The organism is Nocardiopsis exhalans (assembly GCF_024134545.1).
GTDB lineage: Bacteria > Actinomycetota > Actinomycetes > Streptosporangiales > Streptosporangiaceae > Nocardiopsis > Nocardiopsis exhalans.
This window is the reverse complement of sequence record NZ_CP099837.1, coordinates 5,851,335-5,870,520: the sequence shown is the minus strand read 5'-3', so window position 1 is coordinate 5,870,520 and position 19,186 is coordinate 5,851,335. Positions and strand designations below refer to the sequence as shown.

Sequence of the window (19,186 nt, the reverse complement as noted above, 5' to 3'; positions counted from 1 at the left end):
GCGCAGGCAAACCGATCAACCCGCCCGAGAGACCTGAACAGTCACCGGGATTCTTGCTCTCCCGCAGAAGAAGGTGTGAATAGGCCTAGAGTGGCGAGTCGGGCGTGTTGTTCGGCTGCTTGGTCGAGAAAGTCCCTGTTCTCTCGAGCGGCCTGCTTCAGATTGGCGATACGTGCACGCGCACGCCCGTGCCTCTGGCGCAGCTCTCTTCGCTGCTCGATGAGGATGGCGACTGGATCTTCTCCCGTATCAGGCGTGTGCGTCGGAGTACTGTCGGTGATGGCTTGGTGCAGATGCTCTAGCGCGGTATCGGCCGTCATCTCCTCGCGAGGTAGAGGCTCAAGCAAACCTGCCTCGACTGCTTCGGTTACCAGGGCTAGGGCCTGGCCGGATGCTGAAGAAAGACTGCGAGCCGCGGCCACCGCCGCTTCCATGTGACTGAGTTCCTGACGCAATAGGCGCAGACGGTTTTCAAGCAGGACCTGTTCAGGATCGACTGCGCCGAGGAAGTATGGAATCATTGCCCGGATAGTTGCCGGACGGAACTCCTCGCCTTGCGAATGGAAAAGCAGATCAGGATTTGCGATTTCGTTCTGCTTCTGCAGGCAGAAGAAGAGTGCGTGACGCACAGATGGTGGAATCGGAGCGGCACTACGCACAGCCGGAATCCGCACGGTCCTGTCAATGCCAGAAAATTCAGAAAGAATGTCCTTGGCGATGTCAAGGGGAGTGGAAAATCTCAGTTCTGCCTGAGTTGGCGGGGGTGCGCCGAGGGCTTGGGAGATTACACACATTGTCGTCGTTGTGGCTGATTTTCCAGCTGGTGCAGGGCGTGCAACAAACAGCTGATGCTGTCCCTTGACTAGGGTGACGGCGAATGCCTGGACGAAGTTGCGCAGGGCAGCGCCCTTGATTACGTAGTCCGTGCTTGCCAAGCAGTAGTCAACGATGTTGAGCAGAGCACTTTTCCCGCGCCGTGAATCGCCGGTGATGATGTTGAGCTTGCCCGGTTTGAAGGGAACTGTGCGAACGCGGCCAGCTTCATTGTAGATGGATATGGCACTGATCTGAAACGTCACGGACGGACTCCTAGTAATGTCATAACGGTGCTGAGGCTGCCGGTGCTTGGGAGCCAGCGCCCCAACATGTATGCCGCCTTCTGGATGTTTAGGAGCTCGTTAGTGCGGCTGGTAATCTTCTTCTTAAGTCGTCCTGGGGTTAGGTTTAGATGTCCTGCCTCGTCACAGCGTAAGACGTCTGTTTGCAAGGCTAGGAGAAGCCCGGGTCGAACCACCGCAGCCAGAGCGGTGGCATTCTGCCCCATTGTCACCTTGACTACTTTGTTCTCCTCCAGCCATCGGTTGAGTCCACTGTTGAGACTCTTCGGCAGCGTCGTGCGTACGGAGGGTTGCAGTGCCATCACAGCGGCTAGGACAGCGACAGGGACTGGGCATGGTTGGTCGTACTGGAACTCGTGGCCTTGGACCACCCGGCAAGTAATCAACGCGGTAAAAGCCGGGTTGTATAGAGCTCGCTCTTCGCGGCTGAGTTCGGTGAGGTCGTTCACTTCTGCGGCGCTCCCGTCGGTTCCAGGACAGCCATGAGCCTTGTGAAGAAGTCAATGTGCCAGCCCAACCGGAGGTCGTCAGCAAGGATGTGAAAGGACCCCTTGGAGACGAACGGCTCGTCGCATCCAACCCGGATGCGTGGCCGTGCCTCGCGCGTGGCCCACTGGTAGATCTCCTTGGCAGCGACTATCTTCTCGGCCTCGGTCGTTTCAGGGCCGAGATCATCTTCCATCTCAGCGAAAAGATCCTCCCATTCCTCGACGAGCCTGCGTTCGTACTTGCTAATTTCGCCAGGAAGTAGCAGGTTCTCACCTGACCATCGGGAGCGCTGGGTGAAGGCTCGAATATAATCTCTTACGGCGAGTCCAACTCGGGTTTTGCCAATATCGATCAGATTCAACTGGCGGACGAATGTCATGTCCGAGTAGTCAGAGGATTCAGGTTTGAGTATCGCGATATCTTCGTCGATCGGCAGGTTCTCCGGCCGGAACTGGTTGCGTAGATCTGTGAAGAAATGATCGAACTCATCTCCAGTAATCGCATCCAGATCATCTGTGCGCAACTGCCGAATTGTGCGTTGGTAGAACCAGCCCTCAAGGCGCTGGAGGAACGGCTTGGCATATGCGTGCCCTACAGCAGAAACGGATCGTTCTAACAGTAGTTCTTCTACCTCATCGACATCGGGAGCGTTGCCGATTACCTGTATGCGAGTGAGCATGCTCTGGCGCTCATCCATCGAGAGCTTACCGAAGGCCTCGTAAGCCTTCTGATTGTCCTTGTTGGTGGAGTTCGTTCGCGCAGTTTCCAGAGCTGTGAGCGCTCGGTTCTCATCCCTGGCACCGGAGGAGGCGGGCTGCAGAAGATAGCCAGCGGAGTCTGTAGATAGCTCCGCAGTCGTTAAGAGGAACAGATCCGTCTCTTCCAAGTCGACCTGCCTGTTGGTGATACCATGCGCCCAAATCCGCAGGGTCTTCCATAGATCCGTGCTGGAGTTTGCCATGCTGACACCTTCGGCACGGTGCTTGAGTTGGTAGAGGATCCTCCCACCTTCGACAATTTCCTCGACGTCGTCACCGGCCTCAATGGCGATGCACCAGTCAAGCCCGCGCCCATGCCGCTCGACACAGGAGTGAAGGGCCTTGCGTAACTGGTACACGTAGCCGACAGCGGAGGCCGATGCCTCGAACGGAACTCCCTTGTCTCCCATATCATCCCCTAGCGCTCACGTACATGCCACCGATCTTTGCACAATGGGCATATTCTTCGGCACCCCCTTTGCCAAGAGGTCACCGGGACTGGTTGCCTTCGTGGTGGCCAGTACAAGACTGAGTGTCTCGCGATAGGCAGCCTCTCCCCACGCTTGGGCTTGGCGTGCCGCCTGCTTAATGTGAGGTGGAGCGAGCGTGACAGAGGCACGGGTATGCGCCGGGATCGCCTCCCGTCACTCGCCGACCGACCCTCGTTTGAGGATCGAGAAGTGGCAGCTCGTCTGCGTGGTGCGCCTCTAGACTCTGGCTCATGCCGAGAACCCTGTACCTGGTGTTGTCCGGAGCCCCCGCGCCGGAAGGGGTGACCGAGCTCATCCAGGCCCTGCATGGCCATGGCTGGCACGTGATGGTGTTGTCCACTCCCATAGGCATGGACTTCCATGATCAGGATCAGTTGGCGGAGCTGACAGGTGAACCGGTCCGTGTGGCGTTCCGGATGCCCGGGCAAGGCAAGTCGCTCCCCTCCGCCGATGTGGTGTTGGCCTGTCCGCTGACCTTCAACTCCACGAACAAGTTCGCCCAGGGACTGGCGGACAACTTCGCGATCGCCCTGCTGTGCGAGATGGTCGGATACGGGGTACCCACCGTGGTGGTGCCGCACTGCAAACCCCAACTCGCCACCCACCCGGCCTTCATCCGGTCCTTGGCGACACTGCGGGGAATGGAGTCGGTCACCGTCCTGTACGACCCCGATGCCCCCTATGAGGCCCGGCTGCCCTCCTGGCAGCAGGTCATCGACACCGTCAACCGGCTCTGACCGAAAGGCACAGCGTGGACCCCGCCACTCGAGGCCAGACGATCAAACGTGCCCGACGACGGCACGGCTACTCCCAGAGCGTGCTCGCCGGACTCGTGGGACGCTCCGAGTCCTGGCTCTCCCAGGTCGAACGCGGCATTCTGTCGGTGGACTCCCACGAGATCCTCACCCGCTTGGCCCGCGTCCTGCGCCTGGACCTGACCGAGCTGACCGGAACCGAAACCGAGGCGGTCACCGACATGCGCTACGACGCCGCCCGCGCGATCGAGCGGGCCATGATGCGCTACTCCACTCTGGAAACCATCGTCGCCGAGACCGGCATTGAACCCCGCGTCGACCCCGCCTCGCTCTTCACCCAGGCGCACCAGACCTACGCCGCCTACCAAGCGGCCCGCTACGACGAGGTCGGACGCCGCCTGCCCCAGCTCATCCGCGAGGCCGAAGCCGCCGCCCACACCCCCGGCTCCGACCGGCCCGCCGTGTGCTCGGCCCGAGCCATGGTCTACAACACCGCCGCCGCCCTACTGCGCCGGGTGGGGGAGAAGGACCTGGCTTGGCAGGCCGCCGACCGTGCCATGTCAGCCGCCGAGTGGGCCGACCAAACGCTGCTGACCGCAGTGGGCGCCTACCGACTGGCGTACGTGTTCATCTCGCGCCGGCGGCCAGCTGAAGCGGCGGAGCTGGCGATGGGCGCGGCCTCGGCGCTGGAGCGCCGCATGCGCCCCGGAACCCCCGAGGAGCTGAGCGTCTACGGCGGGCTCCACCTCGCCGCCGCCACGGCCGCCGCCGCGGAGTTCGACCGTGCGGCGGTGCCGCGCTTCCTACGCCAAGCCCGTCGCGCTGCCACCCGTTTGGGCGGGGACCACAACCTGCACGGGACCGCGTTCGGTCCCACGAACGTGGCCATCCACACCATCAGCACCGCTGTCGCGATCGGTGACGCCCGCACCGCTGTGGAAGCGGGGGAGGACCTGCAGGTGGGCGCGCTGCCTGCGGGTCTGGTCGGCCGCCGGGCCCAGGTCTGTTTGGACCTGGCCCGCGCCTACACCCAGCGCCGACAGGACGCCGCAGCGGTCCACACCCTGCTGGACGCCGAACGGCTCGCCCCCGAACTCATCCGCTACCACCCCGGCACCGCCGGGGTGCTGACCGAACTGCTGCGCAGGGAGCACCGGCGCTCCACCCCGGAACTGCGCCCCCTGGCCAGCAGGGCCGGAGTGGCCTGAGCCAACCCACAAAATCCTGCGGGTCTTTTACCTTCCTGCGGCTGCAGAACTGTGCGCTGTCCGCGCCTTACGGTCACCGCATGTCACTCTCCCACTGCTCCCAACACGCCGGGCGCTCCCAACTCCCCGCCTCGATTCCACAGCAGCCACACCTCGGCCACCACCCCGCTCAGCAGGGCGGGGCTCACCCCCGGCTCGGTCGGCCGGTCGCACGCCCCCTGGTCGGTCTGCAGGAGGTGGCGACGTGGCACAGGTGATCGAGGTGGACGCGGACCGGTTTCGCGCCCACAAGACCCAGTCGGTGCAGCGGCTCCCTCGGCGCACGAGCGACCCGCGCGCGAACACCCCGATCGCCACCAACACCGCCCAGCCGCAACAGGCGGCAGCGGTCATCCTTCCCGGAGAACCGGAGCAGGCCGCGGTGATGCGACGCCGCATCCGCTCCCGGACCATCGCCCTCGGTTCCATGACAGAGGCGTTGGTGCTGTTGGCCGATGAGCTCTTCACGAACGCCTTGCGCCATACCCGCAGCGGAGAACCGGGCGGTGAGGTGACGGTGGCTCTCTTCAAGCTCCCCGACCGATTCCAGGTCAAGGTCACCGACCAGGGCCCGCGCGAAGGCGAGCACGTCTTCCCCTGCCCACGCCCGCTGGATGCGTGCACCGAGGGAGGGTTCGGCCTGCACCTGGTCGCCGCCGAAGCGAGCCGGTGGGGCACCCTCCAGGAGAACGGGCGCACCACCGTGTGGTTCGAGATCGACCGCCCAACAAGACGGACCTGACCCCTCATGCCCTGGACACGCGCCGATGACACGAGCTTCTACGCCGATGCCGAACGCCTCCAGCACCACCTCGGAGCCGACTGGGTGGTCCTGTGGGGACCGGGATCGCGGCGCTTCTGGGCCTTCGCCCGAGGAGGTTGTGCCCCTCTGATCTTGTCCGATCCCACGCTCGAAGGCCTGCGCCAGCAGGTTCGCAACGTCGGTCATCGGCAAACGCGCCCGACCTACGCCGCGACGCACACCACCCAGACCGCGCAGGTCACCCAACCTCCCAATAGCCGTTGACCTGCGCCCCACCGGCCTGGCCTGCCCACTCTCGACTTCCTCCCGCGAGAAGGTGCCGTGATAGCCCCTCACTTCCACTCGGTGATCCTGCAACCCACCACGCTGTGCAACCTCAACTGCTCCTACTGCTACCTGCCGGTCCACGAGCGCAAGACCCGCACCGAGATGCCGATCGAGGTCGCCCAAGCCCTCGCCGCCGGCATCGACACACAGAACATGAGCGAGGCCGTGGACGTGGTCTGGCACGGAGGCGAACCCCTCACCACACGCCGCAAACACTTCCGCGACCTCGTGGAAGCGTTCGAGCCCCTGCGCCGAGAAAGCCGGATCCGCCACTGCGTGCAAACCAACGCCACCCTCATCGATGACGCCTGGTGCGACTTCTTCACCCAATACGACTTCCGGGTCGGAGTGAGCATCGACGGCCCCGCAGCGGCGAATCTGTCCCGAGTGGATTGGTCCAACCGACCCGCCTCCTCCCGCGTGGAACGCGGCATCTCCCACCTCCGAGCCCACGGGATCGACTTCACCGCCATCTGCGTCGTCACCGCACAGACCATCACCCACCCCCACACCCTGCTCGACTTCTTCGAAGGCCTGGGCGCCAAAAGCGTCGGCTTCAACATCGAAGAACTCGAAGGCGCCAACGACACCCGCCAGCACATCGACCCCGCCCACGTCCGCCGCTTCTGGCACACGATGTTCGACCGCATCGACAACGGCAGCACCCTCCGCGTCCGCGAGGCCGACCGCCTCCTGGGCTACCTGGCCGACGTACGGTCCGGACGCAAAGACCGGTGGGAAACCGCCCTGCTCGACCCCATCCCCACCATCGGCACCAACGGCGACGTGGTCGTGCTCTCCCCAGAACTACTCGGCGTCAAGAACGCCCACTACGACGACTTCGTCCTGGGCAACGTCCTGAGTGAGCAACTGCCCACCATCCTCACCCGCGCCCCACACACCACCTACGTCCGCGAACACCTGGACGGCGTACACCAATGCCGCCGAACCTGCGAGTTCTTCACCTTCTGCCAAGGCGGACAGGCCTCCAACAAGTACTTCGAAACCGGCCGCTTCACCACCACCGAAACCACCTACTGCCGCAACGCCAAACAGGAACTCGTCCGCGCCCTGGGCGAGAAGATGGGAGTGTGACCGATGATGACGACTCTGAGCGGACTTGAAGCATCCGAGCGGGCCGCCGACCTGATCGACCGGCTCCAGCCGACCACTCCGGTAGGGCTGTTCGACAACCGCGACACCTGGGACAACGTCGGCGGAGGCCCCTGGGACAACCGTTCGACGTGGGACAACTGGAAGAAGTAGGGGAACCCTGTGCAGACCGCCGAGATCCGGGGCGCGAAAGTGCTCCTGCCCAGCGACGACGAGCCGACGGTGCGCGCCTGGCCCTACCCCAACCCGCTGGAGGAGGAGAAGGTCGCCAACACCCACTTCACCTCCCTCGACCTGACCTCACACCGCCTGGTGGACAGCACCCTGAACCGGTGCCGGTTCACGGGCTCACGGCTGATGGGGGTGTCACTAGCGCGCGTTTCGATGACTGACGTGCTCTTCGAGGACTGCCAGTTCGACTACGCCAGCTGGGAGCAGGTCAAGGTCACCGGTGACGTGGCGTTCGTCGGCTGCTCCTTCAAGGAAGCCGTGATCATCGGAAGTGACCTGCGCGATGCGGTCTTCGACGACTGCACCTTCGCCGCGGACATCAAGAACACCAAGATGTCCGGCGCCGACTTGCGCGGCAGCGACCTGTCGAACCTGTCCGGGCTGGCCTCGCTCCACGGCGCGAAGGTGACCGAGATCCAGCTCCGGCAGTTGAGCGAGGTCATGATCCGCGATTTGGACCTCACGATCGCGGAGATCCCGCTGTAGGCGCGATAGCACCAGCAAGAAATGAGGGGCTTCACCCAAAGAAACCGGGCGGGGCCCCTCGGTGTTTACACCCAGCGGGCATTCCCTGACTGGCTTTACGGGTGTGCCTTTGCCCAGGTCCGTGACTTTTCCGCAGAACGGACTTGAAGAACCTCGCTCACCCAAGCGAACATCGACCAGCCCTGCGGGAACAGCGCATTCCTTGCGGGCTTTAGGGGCTTTTGTGTCCTTTGTGTGGTGTGGGTGGGAAGCGCAGTTCCGGGTGGCGTACGACCCCGGGGCCATCGACACCCGACCAGGCCACACCTTGATGGAGAACGAAGAAGTGGAGGCGCCCCGACACGGTGCTACGAACACCGCGCCGGGGCTTCATCCCCACCTGATTGCAGCAGGAGGAGATCGTGGAAAAGCATAGCGGGCGGCACCGCAAGCGCCGACAGGGCTGGGGCGAGCACCTGCGTTGGGTCCTGGGGGTGGCGCTCGCCGCCGTCTTCTGCAGCCCGACCGGGCAGAGCACTCGCCCGGTGGTGGAGGTGCATCAACCGCTGCCGGCGCGGCGTCCGGCCCAAGGCCGTGAACCTGGCCCGGGCAGGACGGCGTGCAAGATGGGTGTGGAGGTTCCTCGGCCCCAAGCTGGGCAAGCACCTACGAGCACGTACACAGCCGGGCCGCCGCCCCACCAGCGGGAGTTGTACACGGGGCGGCGCGGGTGGTGTGAGGACGATGACGGAGTGCGCGGGGTACGCCTGTACCTGGCCGTGCACGAGAAGAACCAGCACGCCCGGCGTCGTGCGAAGACGGTGCCACCCGTGCATCGCCGAGGGGGCTCGGTGCCCGGGGGCACAGAAGCAGGCGGTGGTGAGCCGCCCGTGGATATGAGCGACTTGGCCGCAGTGGTACGTCAGTGGCAGGCACTGCGGCAGCCCGTGGCCTGACCTCGCACAGAAGCATCCAGGGCCGTTCCCTTCCAGGGGCGGCCCTGTTTCGATGCCCTGACCCGCCAGTTTTGGAGAGGACGGGGTGTGGGGTCTGTCGAGGTCGTCGACCGGGACGGTGCCGGTGAGCGAGACACACTCGGTCACCGCTCACACGAGCTGAGCGCGGCCTACGGCGGCGATATGTGGAGGTGGTGCTGAGTGAGCCTTTTTCATCCTGAAGGTGCTGGTCACAGGCTCGCACCGACTACCCGAAACCTCCCCTGACAGCAAGGTCGGGTCGCCCGGAGGAGTCTCACCTCCGGGCTCCCACAGATCCCGGCGTGACAGTCTCCCGTCACCGGGCTCTTCTCAACCTCGCCGTCAGAACTCCGGGACCCACCGCCAGTGCGCAAAGAAGCGCGGGTACTGGCCGCTCGTGCGCTGCCATGCGGCGTGCGCTTTCTTGAAGGTCCTCAGCCGTTTGTACTTCTTCCTCATCCAGCGCACCAGGTAGACGTTGATGCGCCTGAGCAGCGGATAAAGCTCCGACCGATAGAACCGGCCGTAGTAGTTCATCCACCCTGACACGATCGGATTGAGCCACCGTGCGAGGTCCTGCTCGGAGAAGGGGGTGCGGCGGTGCAACCGCCAGGATCGCACCGTTTCGCTCATCTTCCGCATGGCGGTCTTGGAGACCGCCGGGCCGAAGCCCGTGAACACGGTCCCATGTCTGCTGCGAACTGCCCGTGCCCGGAACGTGAACCCCAGGAAGTCGAACGCTGTGTGCTCGAAAGAGCCCTTGCGCTTTCCGTCCTTGCAGTAGACGATCCGGGTCTTGTCCGGGTGAAGCCTTAGCCCGACCTGTTCCATCCGTTGCTCGATCGCCGAGACCAGCATCCTGGCCTGGCTCTCACTGCGACAGTGCACCACCGCATCATCGACGTACCTCTCGAACGGCACCGACGGGAACCGCCGGTCCATCCACTCGTCGAACGCATAGTGCAAGAACAGGTTGGCCAGCACGGGTGAAACCGCCGACCCCTGGGGGGTCCCACGGTCCCGTTCGGCTTGCGAGCCGTCAGGCCGTTGCATGGGGGCGGCAAGCCACCGCTTGACATACAAAATGACCCAGGGCTGGTCAGTGTTGACCTCGACCGCCTTGACGATCAAATCCCAGGGCACGCTGTCGAAAAACTTCTGGATGTCGAGGTCGATCACCCAGTCGTTGCCCCAGCAGCGCTCCCGGCACCTGGCCACCGCATCCAGCGCGGACCGGCCTGGCCGGTACCCGTAGGAGTCGACATGGAACTTCGGTTCCACGACTCCCTCCAGCCGGGCGGCCACGACAGTCTGCGCGACCCGGTCCGCGACGGTCGGCACCCCGAGAATCCGGATGCCGTCGCCATGTGTTTTCGGGATCTCCACCGCCAGCACCGGAGGCGGGAAATAGCTGCCCGAGGACATCCGGTTCCAGATCTTGTAGAGGTTGCCCTTCAGATCTTTCTCGAAGTCCTCAATCGAGCAACCGTCCGCACCCGGCGCACCCTTGTTGGCTCGCACCTTCTGATAAGCGTCCCAGACCTCCTGCTTGGAAATGTCGAACGGCTTGTCTGATGGCCTCTGCTCGTCCACTCGACTCCTCCCGGCCACCGCAGCGCCCGGTTGATCTCATCAACGAACCACGGTCAAGCCGGCCCCTTCGCTCCCCACCCCACCGCATCAAGCAGGAGGATCGTCACTACTACGAGCCGGTCCGCCTGCGCGTCCCGCGACGGTACTCACTCCCTCGCGTTTCAGACGCTTGGGTAACTCCCTCTCGCTCCGCCCTTTCCTGGGCAGGGGCTGTGTCGGGACGCGCCATCCCACGTTCCGCACGAGAGCAGCAGATCAAGATCGCGCCACCTCTGCGCCGGACACCGCCTGGCCAGTACTCGGGCCCCCGCCAGACTTATCCCGGGTTGAGCTTAAAGGCCCGGTTTCGATGTCACTTCATACCTAACGACGCTTCCGCGGAGAACCCTTCACGAGGCTTTTGATGCAACGCCTTCTTGATCCCCACCTGACGCCTCATGGGCGCCTTTTCCCTCCCGCTCACCACGACAGTCTTCAGCTAACGCAGCGGAGGGCGGTTTGAAGCCTCCTCCCGAAAGGCGGCTCCGAAGGGCCAAATCCTTCATCTCCCGTGCAGCACCACGCTCAATCAGCCGCTACCACCGCCGATCTCACGCGTTCGTGGCACACAAGCCCCTGGTAGATGAGTTAACGACCAAGAAAACCAGCCCACCAGAGGCTCCACATGCTTTTCTACCGTGCCGCGCTGCCCCTGTCACGCCGGACCTTGAACCTGGCCGCCCGCACCATCCGCACCCACCGCAAGAACACCGGTTCCCGATGGCGACGCCTGGACCCCGCACAGCAGGCCCTGCTCGTGCTGGTCCATCTGTACAAGGGCGAGACGTTCACCCACCTCGCGGCCGGTTTCGGGGTGGGCACCACAACCGCCTGGCGGTACGTGCGCGAGACCACGGCCCTGCTCGCGAAGCTGGCACCCACCCTGGAGCAGGGGTTGCGCCGCGCACGCCGCACAGGGTGGGGGTATGTGATTGTGGACGGCACGCTCATTGCCTGCGACCGCGTCGCGGCCGACCGCCCGTTCTATTCGGGCAAGCACAAGCGGCACGGCATGAATATCCAGGTCGTCGCGGCCCCGGACGGCGAGCCCTTGTGGACCTCGTGGTCACTCCTGGGCTCGGTGCACGACACCAGAGCCGCACGGGTATGGAGGATCGCCGAGCGCATCGCTGCCGCGGGGCTCCTCGGCTTGGGTGACAAGGGGTACGTGGGGCTCTCGGACGTGGTGTTCTGCCCGTTCAAGGGCCGGGGCAAGCCGCAGTGGAAGAAGGACGCCAACTCCGAGCACGCCAAGCTTCGCGGCCCGGGCGAGCGGGCCATCGCCCAGCTCAAGAACTGGGACGTGCTACGCCGGCTGCGGTGCTGCCCGCGACGGGCCGGTGAGATCACCCGAGCCGTGCTCGCCCTCCAACTCCGAGAAGCAGGATGAAAAGCGCTCAGTGCGTGCGATAACGAGAACCACAAAGAAAGGTTGTGGGGTTTCTTATTCAGCGATTCGCCACCACGTTTCCGCGCTGGAAATTGATCAAACGAGCCAAGCGCATCACCTGGCTCGCGGGGGTGTCTGCGGGCTGCCCCACACCCTCCGTTTCCGGCCCCAGGCCTGCTCCGCAGGGTGGGTGAGAGCCAGTGAATCAGTACTCCAACGCACCCTCCACCGATCACTCCAACGCCCCCTCCACGCCTGTGGACCCCCTTGCAGCACTCATTTTTGCAGGTCAAAGTGCATTTGAGGGGTGTGACTCAAAACCAGACTTATACCCTGTGGGTAGTCATCTTCACGTAGAGGCGGCGGCTCCTGGCGGCGACCCCCTCGGCGGCTCGCTCCACGCGCCCCGCCTGGCTCCTCCCCGGCCCGCCCGCCCCTCTTCGCTCTTTTAGAGCTCATTTATTACTCAGTTTCTCTAAGTGTTCAAGGGTGCATGCTTCGACCTCGGTTCGGGTGGAGGGCCATCATTTAATCGTTGCTTGCATGAGATTCTCTGATAGAGAATTTTGTGGCCAAAGAAGCGTTCTCGCATGTGGGGAATGGCTGCCCGGAGAGGGCGTGCTGCTCGGGATACTTCGGGATCGGTGCGCGCGCTCGGAGGTGTGCTAGTCAGCGCCGATGTGCTGTGACAGATTGAGCTAGCGATAAAGGAATTCTCTGTGGATTTATAGAAGCCTTTCCTGTGCGATCCCCCTTCGCGCGGGGAGGGGAGGCGGCAAAAACAGGGGGCTCCTGTGACTACGCCTGTGACTATGCCTGTGACTACGCGCATCGCCCTGCCTGTGACTACGCCTGTGACTACGCCAGCGCCCCCAGTGGCACCACCCGGTCGAAGGCGCACATCCTTGCAGTTCAAAGCCCCTTCGGGCGTGACTCACGAATCCAGACTTATACCCAGTGGGTAGTCATCTTCACGTAGGGGGCGGCGGCTCCGGCCTGCTGGAGGGTCGGCCGTCCCGCCGACCCGCTGCCCCTTGCTCCCGCTCTGGCCTGCCCCCAGTCCCCTTTTCGCCTTTCATGATCACTTATAAAACTGTTATTCATTAACTTCACTAAAACCATTGTTGGGGGATTGGTTTGCTATTCGAAGTTGGGGTGCGGGTTGAAGGAGTGATCGTGTGGGTGTGCGCTGACCTCGATTCGTCAGGGGGCTGATCGCGTCTTCTGTTCCGGTACCTCGCCCGTGGTGTCCCTGGTCCGGGCAGGAGCGGGCCCTCGCGTGACGCCGCGGTGTGCGCCGGGCCCCACGAGCTCCGGTGACTGCGCTTCTCCTCCTTCCTGCTGCTCGTCGGAGCAAGGAACTGATGGTCAAACCGGGTTCGGCAGGGCGATCAGCCGCTGCCAGCAGGTGCTGAACGCCTGTGCCCAGGGCCAGGTGCGTTCCAAACGCAGGAACCGTCGGCGGGCGTGGCGGGCCAGGCGTGCGCTCTGGTGGTAGAGACGGAACCGTATGCTCTCCGGTTCGGCCTGGGCCAGGTCCTCCTTATCGTGCAGGGTGAGCAGCCGCAGCCAGGCGTCCAGATCGCAGGCGAGGTTCGCCGCGAGCACCCAGGCCCGGTTGACCGTCCAGGACCGCGAGGGCAGCAGCGCCAGGCCCATGGCCTTATTGGTGCGCACCCGGTCCTCGACCTCGGCGTGGTCACGGTGCAGCGCGTCCAGGAACTGCGCCTGGTGCGAGCCCGCGATGCGGTGCATCCGGCCGATATCGGTGGCCAGGACCGAATACCGCCACCCGGTCTTGCGCTCCAACTCGGTGAGCTTCTTGGCGTGGCGGCGTGAGGGGCGCACCCGCCGGACGATGAGCCGCATGTTCTCGGGCCACCCTTGACGGGTGCTGAGCCCGGTGAGCTCGGCGACCTCATAGCCTTCCTGGAGGTCGCCGCCGGAGTCCACGGCGGTTTCCCATGCGCTCTGGGGGATCTTCGCGATCGCTTCCTCGTCGGCTTCGGTGATCTTCCACCCGACGGTGAAGCGCACCGTCCTGCGTGTGGTGTTCAGCTTGTGCAGGTGCTTGAGGAGGTCGTGGGTGGCGCCGGCCCCGTCGATTCTCACCAGGATCTTGGCCCGGGATGAGCCGGGGACCTGGTCCAGGGCCTGGGTGAGCACGTCGATGTGGTCGGTGGCGGTGTTGGCTCCGGCGTTGCCGGGGCGCAGCAGCATGGCCAGGCACTCGCCGGTGTTGGCGCACCAGGCTGCCAGGGGGTGGAACCCGAAACTGGACTTGAAGGTGGGTGCGGCCCCTTCCTTGTGGGAGGTGGTGGTGATGATCGTGGCGTCCATGTCCAGCACGATCCACCCCTTCAAGCACTTGCCCGCGACGCTCACCTGGGGGAAGCCGCCGGGGCGCAGGTGCAGCAGGGTCCATACGTGGCGGCGGACGGCCCGGCGTGCCTTCGCGATCGCTGTCAGGGCCGCCTCATCGAGGGCGGCCAGGGTGCGGCGCAGGGTGGAGTCGGATGCGGGGGCGCCGAACACGGGGCGGTGGTGCAGGCCCAGCCGTTCGGCCTCGCTGAGGTTGCGTGCGCCGAGGACGATCGCGATGGCCAGGTGGATGAGGGTGATGGCCCGGTCCCGCCAGGTGGTGGCGGTGCTGGTGGGGAAGGCCGCGGTCAGGGCTCGGACCAGGCCGGTGCGGTCGGCGAGTTTGCGGAGCAGGATGGATCCGGCATGGCCGACCGTTGCCTTGCCGTCGGTGGTCACGGACAGGCGGTGGTCCCAGGTAGGCTCGTGCACCAGGAAGGTGCTCCTAATTCTGCTGTGGATGTTTCCTAGACAGTCACATCCTTGCAGGTGGGGGCACCTTTCGTGTTGTCAGCGGTCAGATCGGGCCAATTCGGCTGAATAGGCGGGGCTGAGCATGCGCCCCGCCGCAGCCGAGTGGCCTGGTGCGCCGCAGTGAGGTGCGCGGGCAGTGTGGCTGAGGTGGGCCACGGCTGATGGGCCGGAGGTGGATCCGATGCTCGCCGGTGCGGCCTGGTCGAGAGGGGCGCGGCGGTCGCAGGGGGATGCCCGAGCGTGCCGGGACCTCCCGCCGTTCAACGTCTGTCAGGGCTGCCCGTCCCGTTCTTCTGGCCTGTTCCCTCCCACGGGTTCAGTGCGCGGTGTCGAAGTCCTGGTGTGAGGGCGGCTCTCTTACTGGGTGAGGGAGAAAAACCAGAGGAGGTGCAAGTGCGTGGGGACGAGCACGGGACGTGGGTGGCGCTTCGTGTCCGGGGCCGTGTTCGTCGTTCGGGGCTGGCGCGGGGTGAGGGGGTCGGACGGTTTCTGTTCTGTCCGGACGGTGGGGGCGGTGTGGGGCCACCAGCGCCCCCACACCGCCCCGAACACCCCGGTCCCGCCCAAGCGGGGCCCGGACCCGGGGTTCGGCCCCACACAGGGCTGCTAGTCGCCCTGACCAGCGAAAACGACATAACGCCCGTATCGGGTGGTGGATCAGCGTGGGAGGAAAAATCCGGTGGTGTTGTTGACGAATCCGCTTGACCACCTCTGCGAGGTCGAGCGTGGATGCGTGGTGCCCCGCCAAACGCGGGGCCGCGCACCGTATCCGTGCAGTTCACAGGTGGTGGGGAGGTGGGTGGGGTGAGGTCGGATACTCCGGTCAGGTTGGACGAGGTCGGCCAGTTGCCGGTGGTTCTGAACCCGGTCGAAGCCGGGCGGATGCTCGGGTTGGGCCGCACCACGACCTACCGGCTCCTGCGCCAGGGGTCCTTCCCGGTCCCCGTGCTTCGGGTGGGCCGGAGCTGGCGGATCCCGACCATGGGGATTCTGGCCCACCTCGGCCTTGAAGCCTTCGCCGACTCGGGTGGCTGTTCACGGTGTGGTGCGCGCAGTAACCACGGGATGGAGGGGGAGTCGTAGATGGCTTCTCATCAGGGACGGGTGTTCAAGCGCTGCGGGTGCCGGGACGAGAACTCCGGGCGGGCGCTGGGGGTGCGGTGTCCGAAGTTGCGGCGTCAGGGCGGGGCGTTCAACCCTCGCCACGGCGACTGGGGGTACCAGCTCGAACTCCCCCGAACCAGTAAGGGCAAGCGGCGTCAGGCCCGCCGCACCGGGCTGGAGAGCCAGGAACAGGCATGGGAGGCACTGGACCACCTCAAAGCCCTCCTCGATCTGGCTCAGGGTGAGGGGGATGTGGAGGTGCAGATCGCGGACCTGATCCAGAACGCCCTCAAGGCCCGCACCCCGTTCCCCTCAGTCGAGGAGGTGCGCAAACGCCTGGGGACGGGGGCTGATGTGCGCAAGGAAGCTCCCACCGTGGGCACCTATTTGAAGGGGTGGCTTGCGGCGAAGCCGGACCTGGCCGAGGGAACCCAGACCTCCTACGCCGGGCACATCCGCAAATACCTGGTACCGCACCTGGGCCAGGTCCGGCTGGACCGGCTCAAGTCCACCCAGGTCGAGGCGATGTTCGAGTGGACCGAGGCCAACAACAAGCGGATCCTGGAGGCCCGCGAATCCGACGAAGCGAAGGTGCGGGCCTCGGTGCGGGGGCAGCGGGTGGTGAGTTTGTCGACCAAGCACCGCATCCGCGCCACGCTTCGCAGTGCCCTGTCGGATGCGGTGCGCAGCCCCGAGGAGCCGGTGAACGTCAACGTCGCCTCCCACGCACGCCTTCCCTCCTGTCCGAGGAAACGGCCGCTGGTGTGGACACCGGGGCGAGTCGAGCGCTGGGAGAAGGAGGGGGCGGTGCCTGGGGAGGTGATGGTGTGGACCCCGGAGCAGACCCGTACCTTCCTGGAACACTCCCGCAAGTACGTGTGGCTGCACCCGTTGTTCCACCTGATCGCCGTCAAAGGCCTACGCCGGGGCGAAGCCGTCGGGCTGCCCTGGGCCAACACCAGGTTGACGGACGCCGAGGCTGATATCCGCACGCAGGTGGTGCAGTTGTCCTGGGAAACGTTCACCTCCACCCCGAAGAGCGAAGCCGGGCAGCGCACCATCACCTTGGACGCCGACACGGTGAAGGTGCTGCGGGCCTGGAAGAAGTTCCAGAACCAGGCCCGGCTGAAAGCGGGACGTGAGTGGGTAGATACGGGTTTGGTGTTCACCCGCCAAGACGGGTCCGGGTGGCTGCCTTCGCACGTGAGCGACTGGTTCGCCCGGATCGCCCGAGCAGCCGGACTCCCACCGATCACGTTGCACGGGCTGCGGCACGGGGCGGCCTCGATGGCGCTGGCCGCGGGAACGGACGTGAAGGTGGTCTCGGCTGAGCTGGGCCACTCCACCACGCACTTCACCCAGGACACCTACCAGAGCGTGTTCCCGGACGTGGCCAAAGCAGCGGCCGAGGCCACCGCCGCCCTGCTACGCGGAGCGTCGGCTCCTGCTGGGGCGGGGGGTCTGGTGCCGCTGCGGTAGCCGGTTCAGGGGAGCACACGAGGAGCCGCACGGCACCATCAGCCCCGGGCGAGGATACGGGTTCAACCCTCCTGGCCTGGGGTTTCCTCACGCCCAGGGGGCGTGGAACATCGGATCAAAGGTCCGATGGTCCACGGGATAACGTGAAAGGCTTTGCCTAAGCTGATTCATGATATAATCCAACGAGCTCCACGCTTAATGGATGGTAATCCAACGATGGGTGTGCTGAGGTATCAAAACCTCTTTGATTGAGCTGTATGGGGATCATTCGCCTGAATGATCCATGCCGCTATATCACTGGATGGTTTGCATGCTTCAGCTTGTTCTCCTCGGATGGATTATTACTGGTTCTGCGTTGTGTGCCAGCGTCTCGGTTCTTCTGGCGCGTGAGTCCGGCAAGGTCTGGCCAGTGTCGCTTCTTATGGGAGGCGGCGCTGCGATCGCTGCTCTGGGCTCTGTGACGGCTCTCTTTGCGGCCTTTTCCTAAGCGGAGTTACGGGGGCGCCTGCCATGCGGTGGGCGCCTCTTTTTGTTCCATTTTTAATGGTGATGTTGGGCAGGGGCGTGGTCCTCTCTTGTATGCCAACTAGGGATTTGCCGAAATACTTGAGATCATTTCAAGGGCGGCTTGATGTCCCTGGAGGGTTCTCTTGTTTGCGTGAAAATGGTGTCGGTTTTGGCTTAAATTAATGGGCCAAGGAAGAGGATGCATATGGGATTCTATGGAAATAGAGAGCTGTTCGTCCCAGGGGTTCCTAGTAGCGGAGCTGTACTTTTTATGAGACAGGCTGCACAGGATAGTGTTGAGTACACTACCGAGGAAGGATGGTCAGTTAGTGCGCGCGAGGGGGAGCGTGGCCTAGTTATCCGGGGGGCGGGTATGCGTAGATCTGAGGATGTTCTAAATCACGCCGAGGAATCATCTCACATTGCTCTGGATATTTTTTCTGCGACTCGGGGTGTGACTTCTACGCTTGTTAGGCCTTCTGATTTGTATATTGCCTGGTGGTGTGTGAAAGGAAGGCATGTTGTCCGTATTTCTAGTACTGACACGATGCAACTTCGCGGCAAGGCTCGTGGAATTGCAAAAGGAGGAGCGGTCGAGAGTGAACCACCTGGCTGGCACCCAAGTCTTCGATACTATAGGCACGCGAATACGACCAGTGATCTACTTGATGCGTTCCGGAATATCTATCTGGCGCTTGAATCTATAATTAGTGACTTCCGCCCGAAGAGAGAAGGGGAGGCAGAGGCTGAGTGGCTCCGCTCTGCCCTAAAAGATATTTCTGGCGAATTAGATCTTCGTCCATACACTAGTAGCGTCAGCAAGGATCCAGAAGATGCCATTGTTGAAAAAGTGTATACCGATGCTCGGACGGCAACATTTCATTCGAAACATGGACGTCGTGTGATCTTGCCCTATGGGGCAGACAGACGCAAGTCGCTAGCTCTGACTACTAGGCAGATGAGAGATATGTATGCCGGTATAGCTCAAGCACATCTCGGAATCCATGTGACCCAAGGTAGTAGATTTGTGGGGCGCGCTTATGGAATCATGTTTGATTCCGTCGTTGACCCTTCAGAAATGTATATCAGCCCAGATGCTTCAAAAGAGCAAAAGGGGGCGAGGGGAGTTCCGGGCAATTTGCGACGGCTTCATCGTTCTTCGAAAAAATCATCCAAGGATGGTTTTTTGTCAACTGTAACAGCCTCTGTTGGCTTAAAGGAAGAACAGTTGACTGTCCGAGAGTTTGGACTTTTGCTAAATAATGAAATCGGACTATTTAACACGTTTGAAACTCCGCTTGAACTGTGTGGTTCCCAAACTTTGGAGGTGTCGATATCTGTGCGTGGGGGCGAAGAAGGATCTTCGGTTCCTGTTTATGTGACTTGAGGAAATTAGTTTTTCCCCGAGATCGGCTCGGTGGTCGTGCTGACGGCCAAAGAGGTGCAACTTGTGTGGGTCGCCTATAGGGATATTGGTCTTTGATGAGCGATTTGACCAGAGCGGC

The 19,186-nt window shown here is 63.4% G+C and carries 17 protein-coding genes; 11 read left to right on the top strand and 6 right to left on the bottom strand.

Going from position 1 to position 19,186, the window contains the following annotated elements; genetic code table 11:
- Nucleotides 1–41: 41 nt before the first annotated feature.
- The 3 genes from NE857_RS25910 to NE857_RS25905 are packed head-to-tail and all read right to left on the bottom strand — an operon-like array spanning nt 42 to nt 2,775.
- Nucleotides 42–1,079 carry a hypothetical protein gene (locus NE857_RS25910; RefSeq protein ID WP_254418061.1) on the bottom strand — a complete coding sequence of 346 codons (1,038 nt, stop codon included), beginning with the start codon at nt 1,077–1,079 and terminating at the stop codon, nt 42–44.
- The gene (locus tag NE857_RS34590; RefSeq protein ID WP_363319917.1) at nt 1,076–1,567 is read right to left on the bottom strand and encodes a three component ABC system middle component; all 492 of its coding nucleotides are present in this window, start codon (nt 1,565–1,567) and stop codon (nt 1,076–1,078) included. The genes NE857_RS25910 and NE857_RS34590 overlap by 4 nt, the downstream gene beginning before the upstream one ends.
- Complete coding sequence (locus NE857_RS25905) at nt 1,564–2,775, bottom strand: ABC-three component system protein (protein WP_254418060.1); 1,212 nt, start codon at nt 2,773–2,775, stop codon at nt 1,564–1,566. Before NE857_RS25905 ends, NE857_RS34590 begins: the two co-directional genes overlap by 4 nt.
- 311 nt (nt 2,776–3,086) lie before the next feature.
- On the opposite strand from NE857_RS25905, the gene NE857_RS25900 reads away from it, so the two are divergent.
- Nucleotides 3,087–3,593, top strand: a complete 507-nt coding sequence (locus NE857_RS25900; RefSeq protein WP_254418059.1) for a flavoprotein — start codon at nt 3,087–3,089, stop codon at nt 3,591–3,593.
- A gap of 14 nt (nt 3,594–3,607) precedes the next feature.
- Nucleotides 3,608–4,819, top strand: coding sequence for a helix-turn-helix domain-containing protein (locus tag NE857_RS25895; RefSeq protein ID WP_254418058.1), 1,212 nt, complete (start codon nt 3,608–3,610; stop codon nt 4,817–4,819).
- An 83-nt stretch (nt 4,820–4,902) separates the two neighbouring features.
- Here the strand turns inward: NE857_RS25895 and NE857_RS25890 are convergent, their stop codons facing one another.
- Entirely contained in the window at nt 4,903–5,070 is a 168-nt protein-coding gene (locus NE857_RS25890) for a hypothetical protein (RefSeq protein WP_254418057.1), read from the bottom strand.
- Between NE857_RS25890 and NE857_RS25885 the strand changes: the two genes are divergently transcribed.
- The 5 genes from NE857_RS25885 to NE857_RS25865 are packed head-to-tail and all read left to right on the top strand — an operon-like array spanning nt 5,064 to nt 7,778.
- Nucleotides 5,064–5,600 carry an ATP-binding protein gene (locus NE857_RS25885; protein WP_254418056.1) on the top strand — a complete coding sequence of 179 codons (537 nt, stop codon included), beginning with the start codon at nt 5,064–5,066 and terminating at the stop codon, nt 5,598–5,600. The two genes, NE857_RS25890 and NE857_RS25885, sit on opposite strands and share 7 nt — an antisense overlap.
- 6 nt (nt 5,601–5,606) lie before the next feature.
- Entirely contained in the window at nt 5,607–5,885 is a 279-nt protein-coding gene (locus NE857_RS25880; protein WP_254418055.1) for a hypothetical protein, read from the top strand.
- A gap of 57 nt (nt 5,886–5,942) precedes the next feature.
- Nucleotides 5,943–7,043: a cyclophane-forming radical SAM peptide maturase AmcB gene (amcB, locus tag NE857_RS25875; RefSeq protein ID WP_254418054.1), complete on the top strand. Its 1,101-nt coding sequence runs from the start codon at nt 5,943–5,945 to the stop codon at nt 7,041–7,043.
- Nucleotides 7,044–7,046: 3 nt separating this feature from the next.
- Nucleotides 7,047–7,214, top strand: a complete 168-nt coding sequence (gene amcA / locus NE857_RS25870; protein ID WP_254418053.1) for a multiple cyclophane-containing RiPP AmcA — start codon at nt 7,047–7,049, stop codon at nt 7,212–7,214.
- A gap of 9 nt (nt 7,215–7,223) precedes the next feature.
- Nucleotides 7,224–7,778 (top strand): pentapeptide repeat-containing protein, encoded by a 555-nt coding sequence (locus NE857_RS25865; RefSeq protein WP_254418052.1) that lies wholly within the window; start codon nt 7,224–7,226, stop codon nt 7,776–7,778.
- A gap of 1,298 nt (nt 7,779–9,076) precedes the next feature.
- Here NE857_RS25865 and ltrA read toward each other — a convergent pair.
- Nucleotides 9,077–10,327, bottom strand: coding sequence for a group II intron reverse transcriptase/maturase (gene ltrA, locus NE857_RS25860; protein WP_254418051.1), 1,251 nt, complete (start codon nt 10,325–10,327; stop codon nt 9,077–9,079).
- 664 nt (nt 10,328–10,991) lie between these two features.
- On the opposite strand from ltrA, the gene NE857_RS25855 reads away from it, so the two are divergent.
- The gene (locus tag NE857_RS25855; protein ID WP_184366778.1) at nt 10,992–11,756 is read left to right on the top strand and encodes a transposase family protein; all 765 of its coding nucleotides are present in this window, start codon (nt 10,992–10,994) and stop codon (nt 11,754–11,756) included.
- A gap of 1,368 nt (nt 11,757–13,124) precedes the next feature.
- On the opposite strand, the gene NE857_RS25850 is transcribed toward NE857_RS25855, so the two are convergent.
- Complete coding sequence (locus NE857_RS25850; protein WP_254418050.1) at nt 13,125–14,549, bottom strand: IS1380 family transposase; 1,425 nt, start codon at nt 14,547–14,549, stop codon at nt 13,125–13,127.
- A gap of 846 nt (nt 14,550–15,395) precedes the next feature.
- Here NE857_RS25850 and NE857_RS25845 point away from each other — a divergent pair.
- The 3 genes from NE857_RS25845 (at nt 15,396) to NE857_RS25835 (ending at nt 19,068) form a co-directional block, all read left to right on the top strand.
- Nucleotides 15,396–15,674 (top strand): helix-turn-helix domain-containing protein, encoded by a 279-nt coding sequence (locus NE857_RS25845; RefSeq protein ID WP_254418049.1) that lies wholly within the window; start codon nt 15,396–15,398, stop codon nt 15,672–15,674.
- On the top strand, nt 15,675–17,174 hold the full coding sequence (locus NE857_RS25840) for a tyrosine-type recombinase/integrase (RefSeq protein WP_254418048.1): 1,500 nt from the start codon (nt 15,675–15,677) through the stop codon (nt 17,172–17,174).
- A gap of 706 nt (nt 17,175–17,880) precedes the next feature.
- Nucleotides 17,881–19,068, top strand: coding sequence for a hypothetical protein (locus NE857_RS25835; protein ID WP_254418047.1), 1,188 nt, complete (start codon nt 17,881–17,883; stop codon nt 19,066–19,068).
- Nucleotides 19,069–19,186 lie beyond the last annotated feature (118 nt).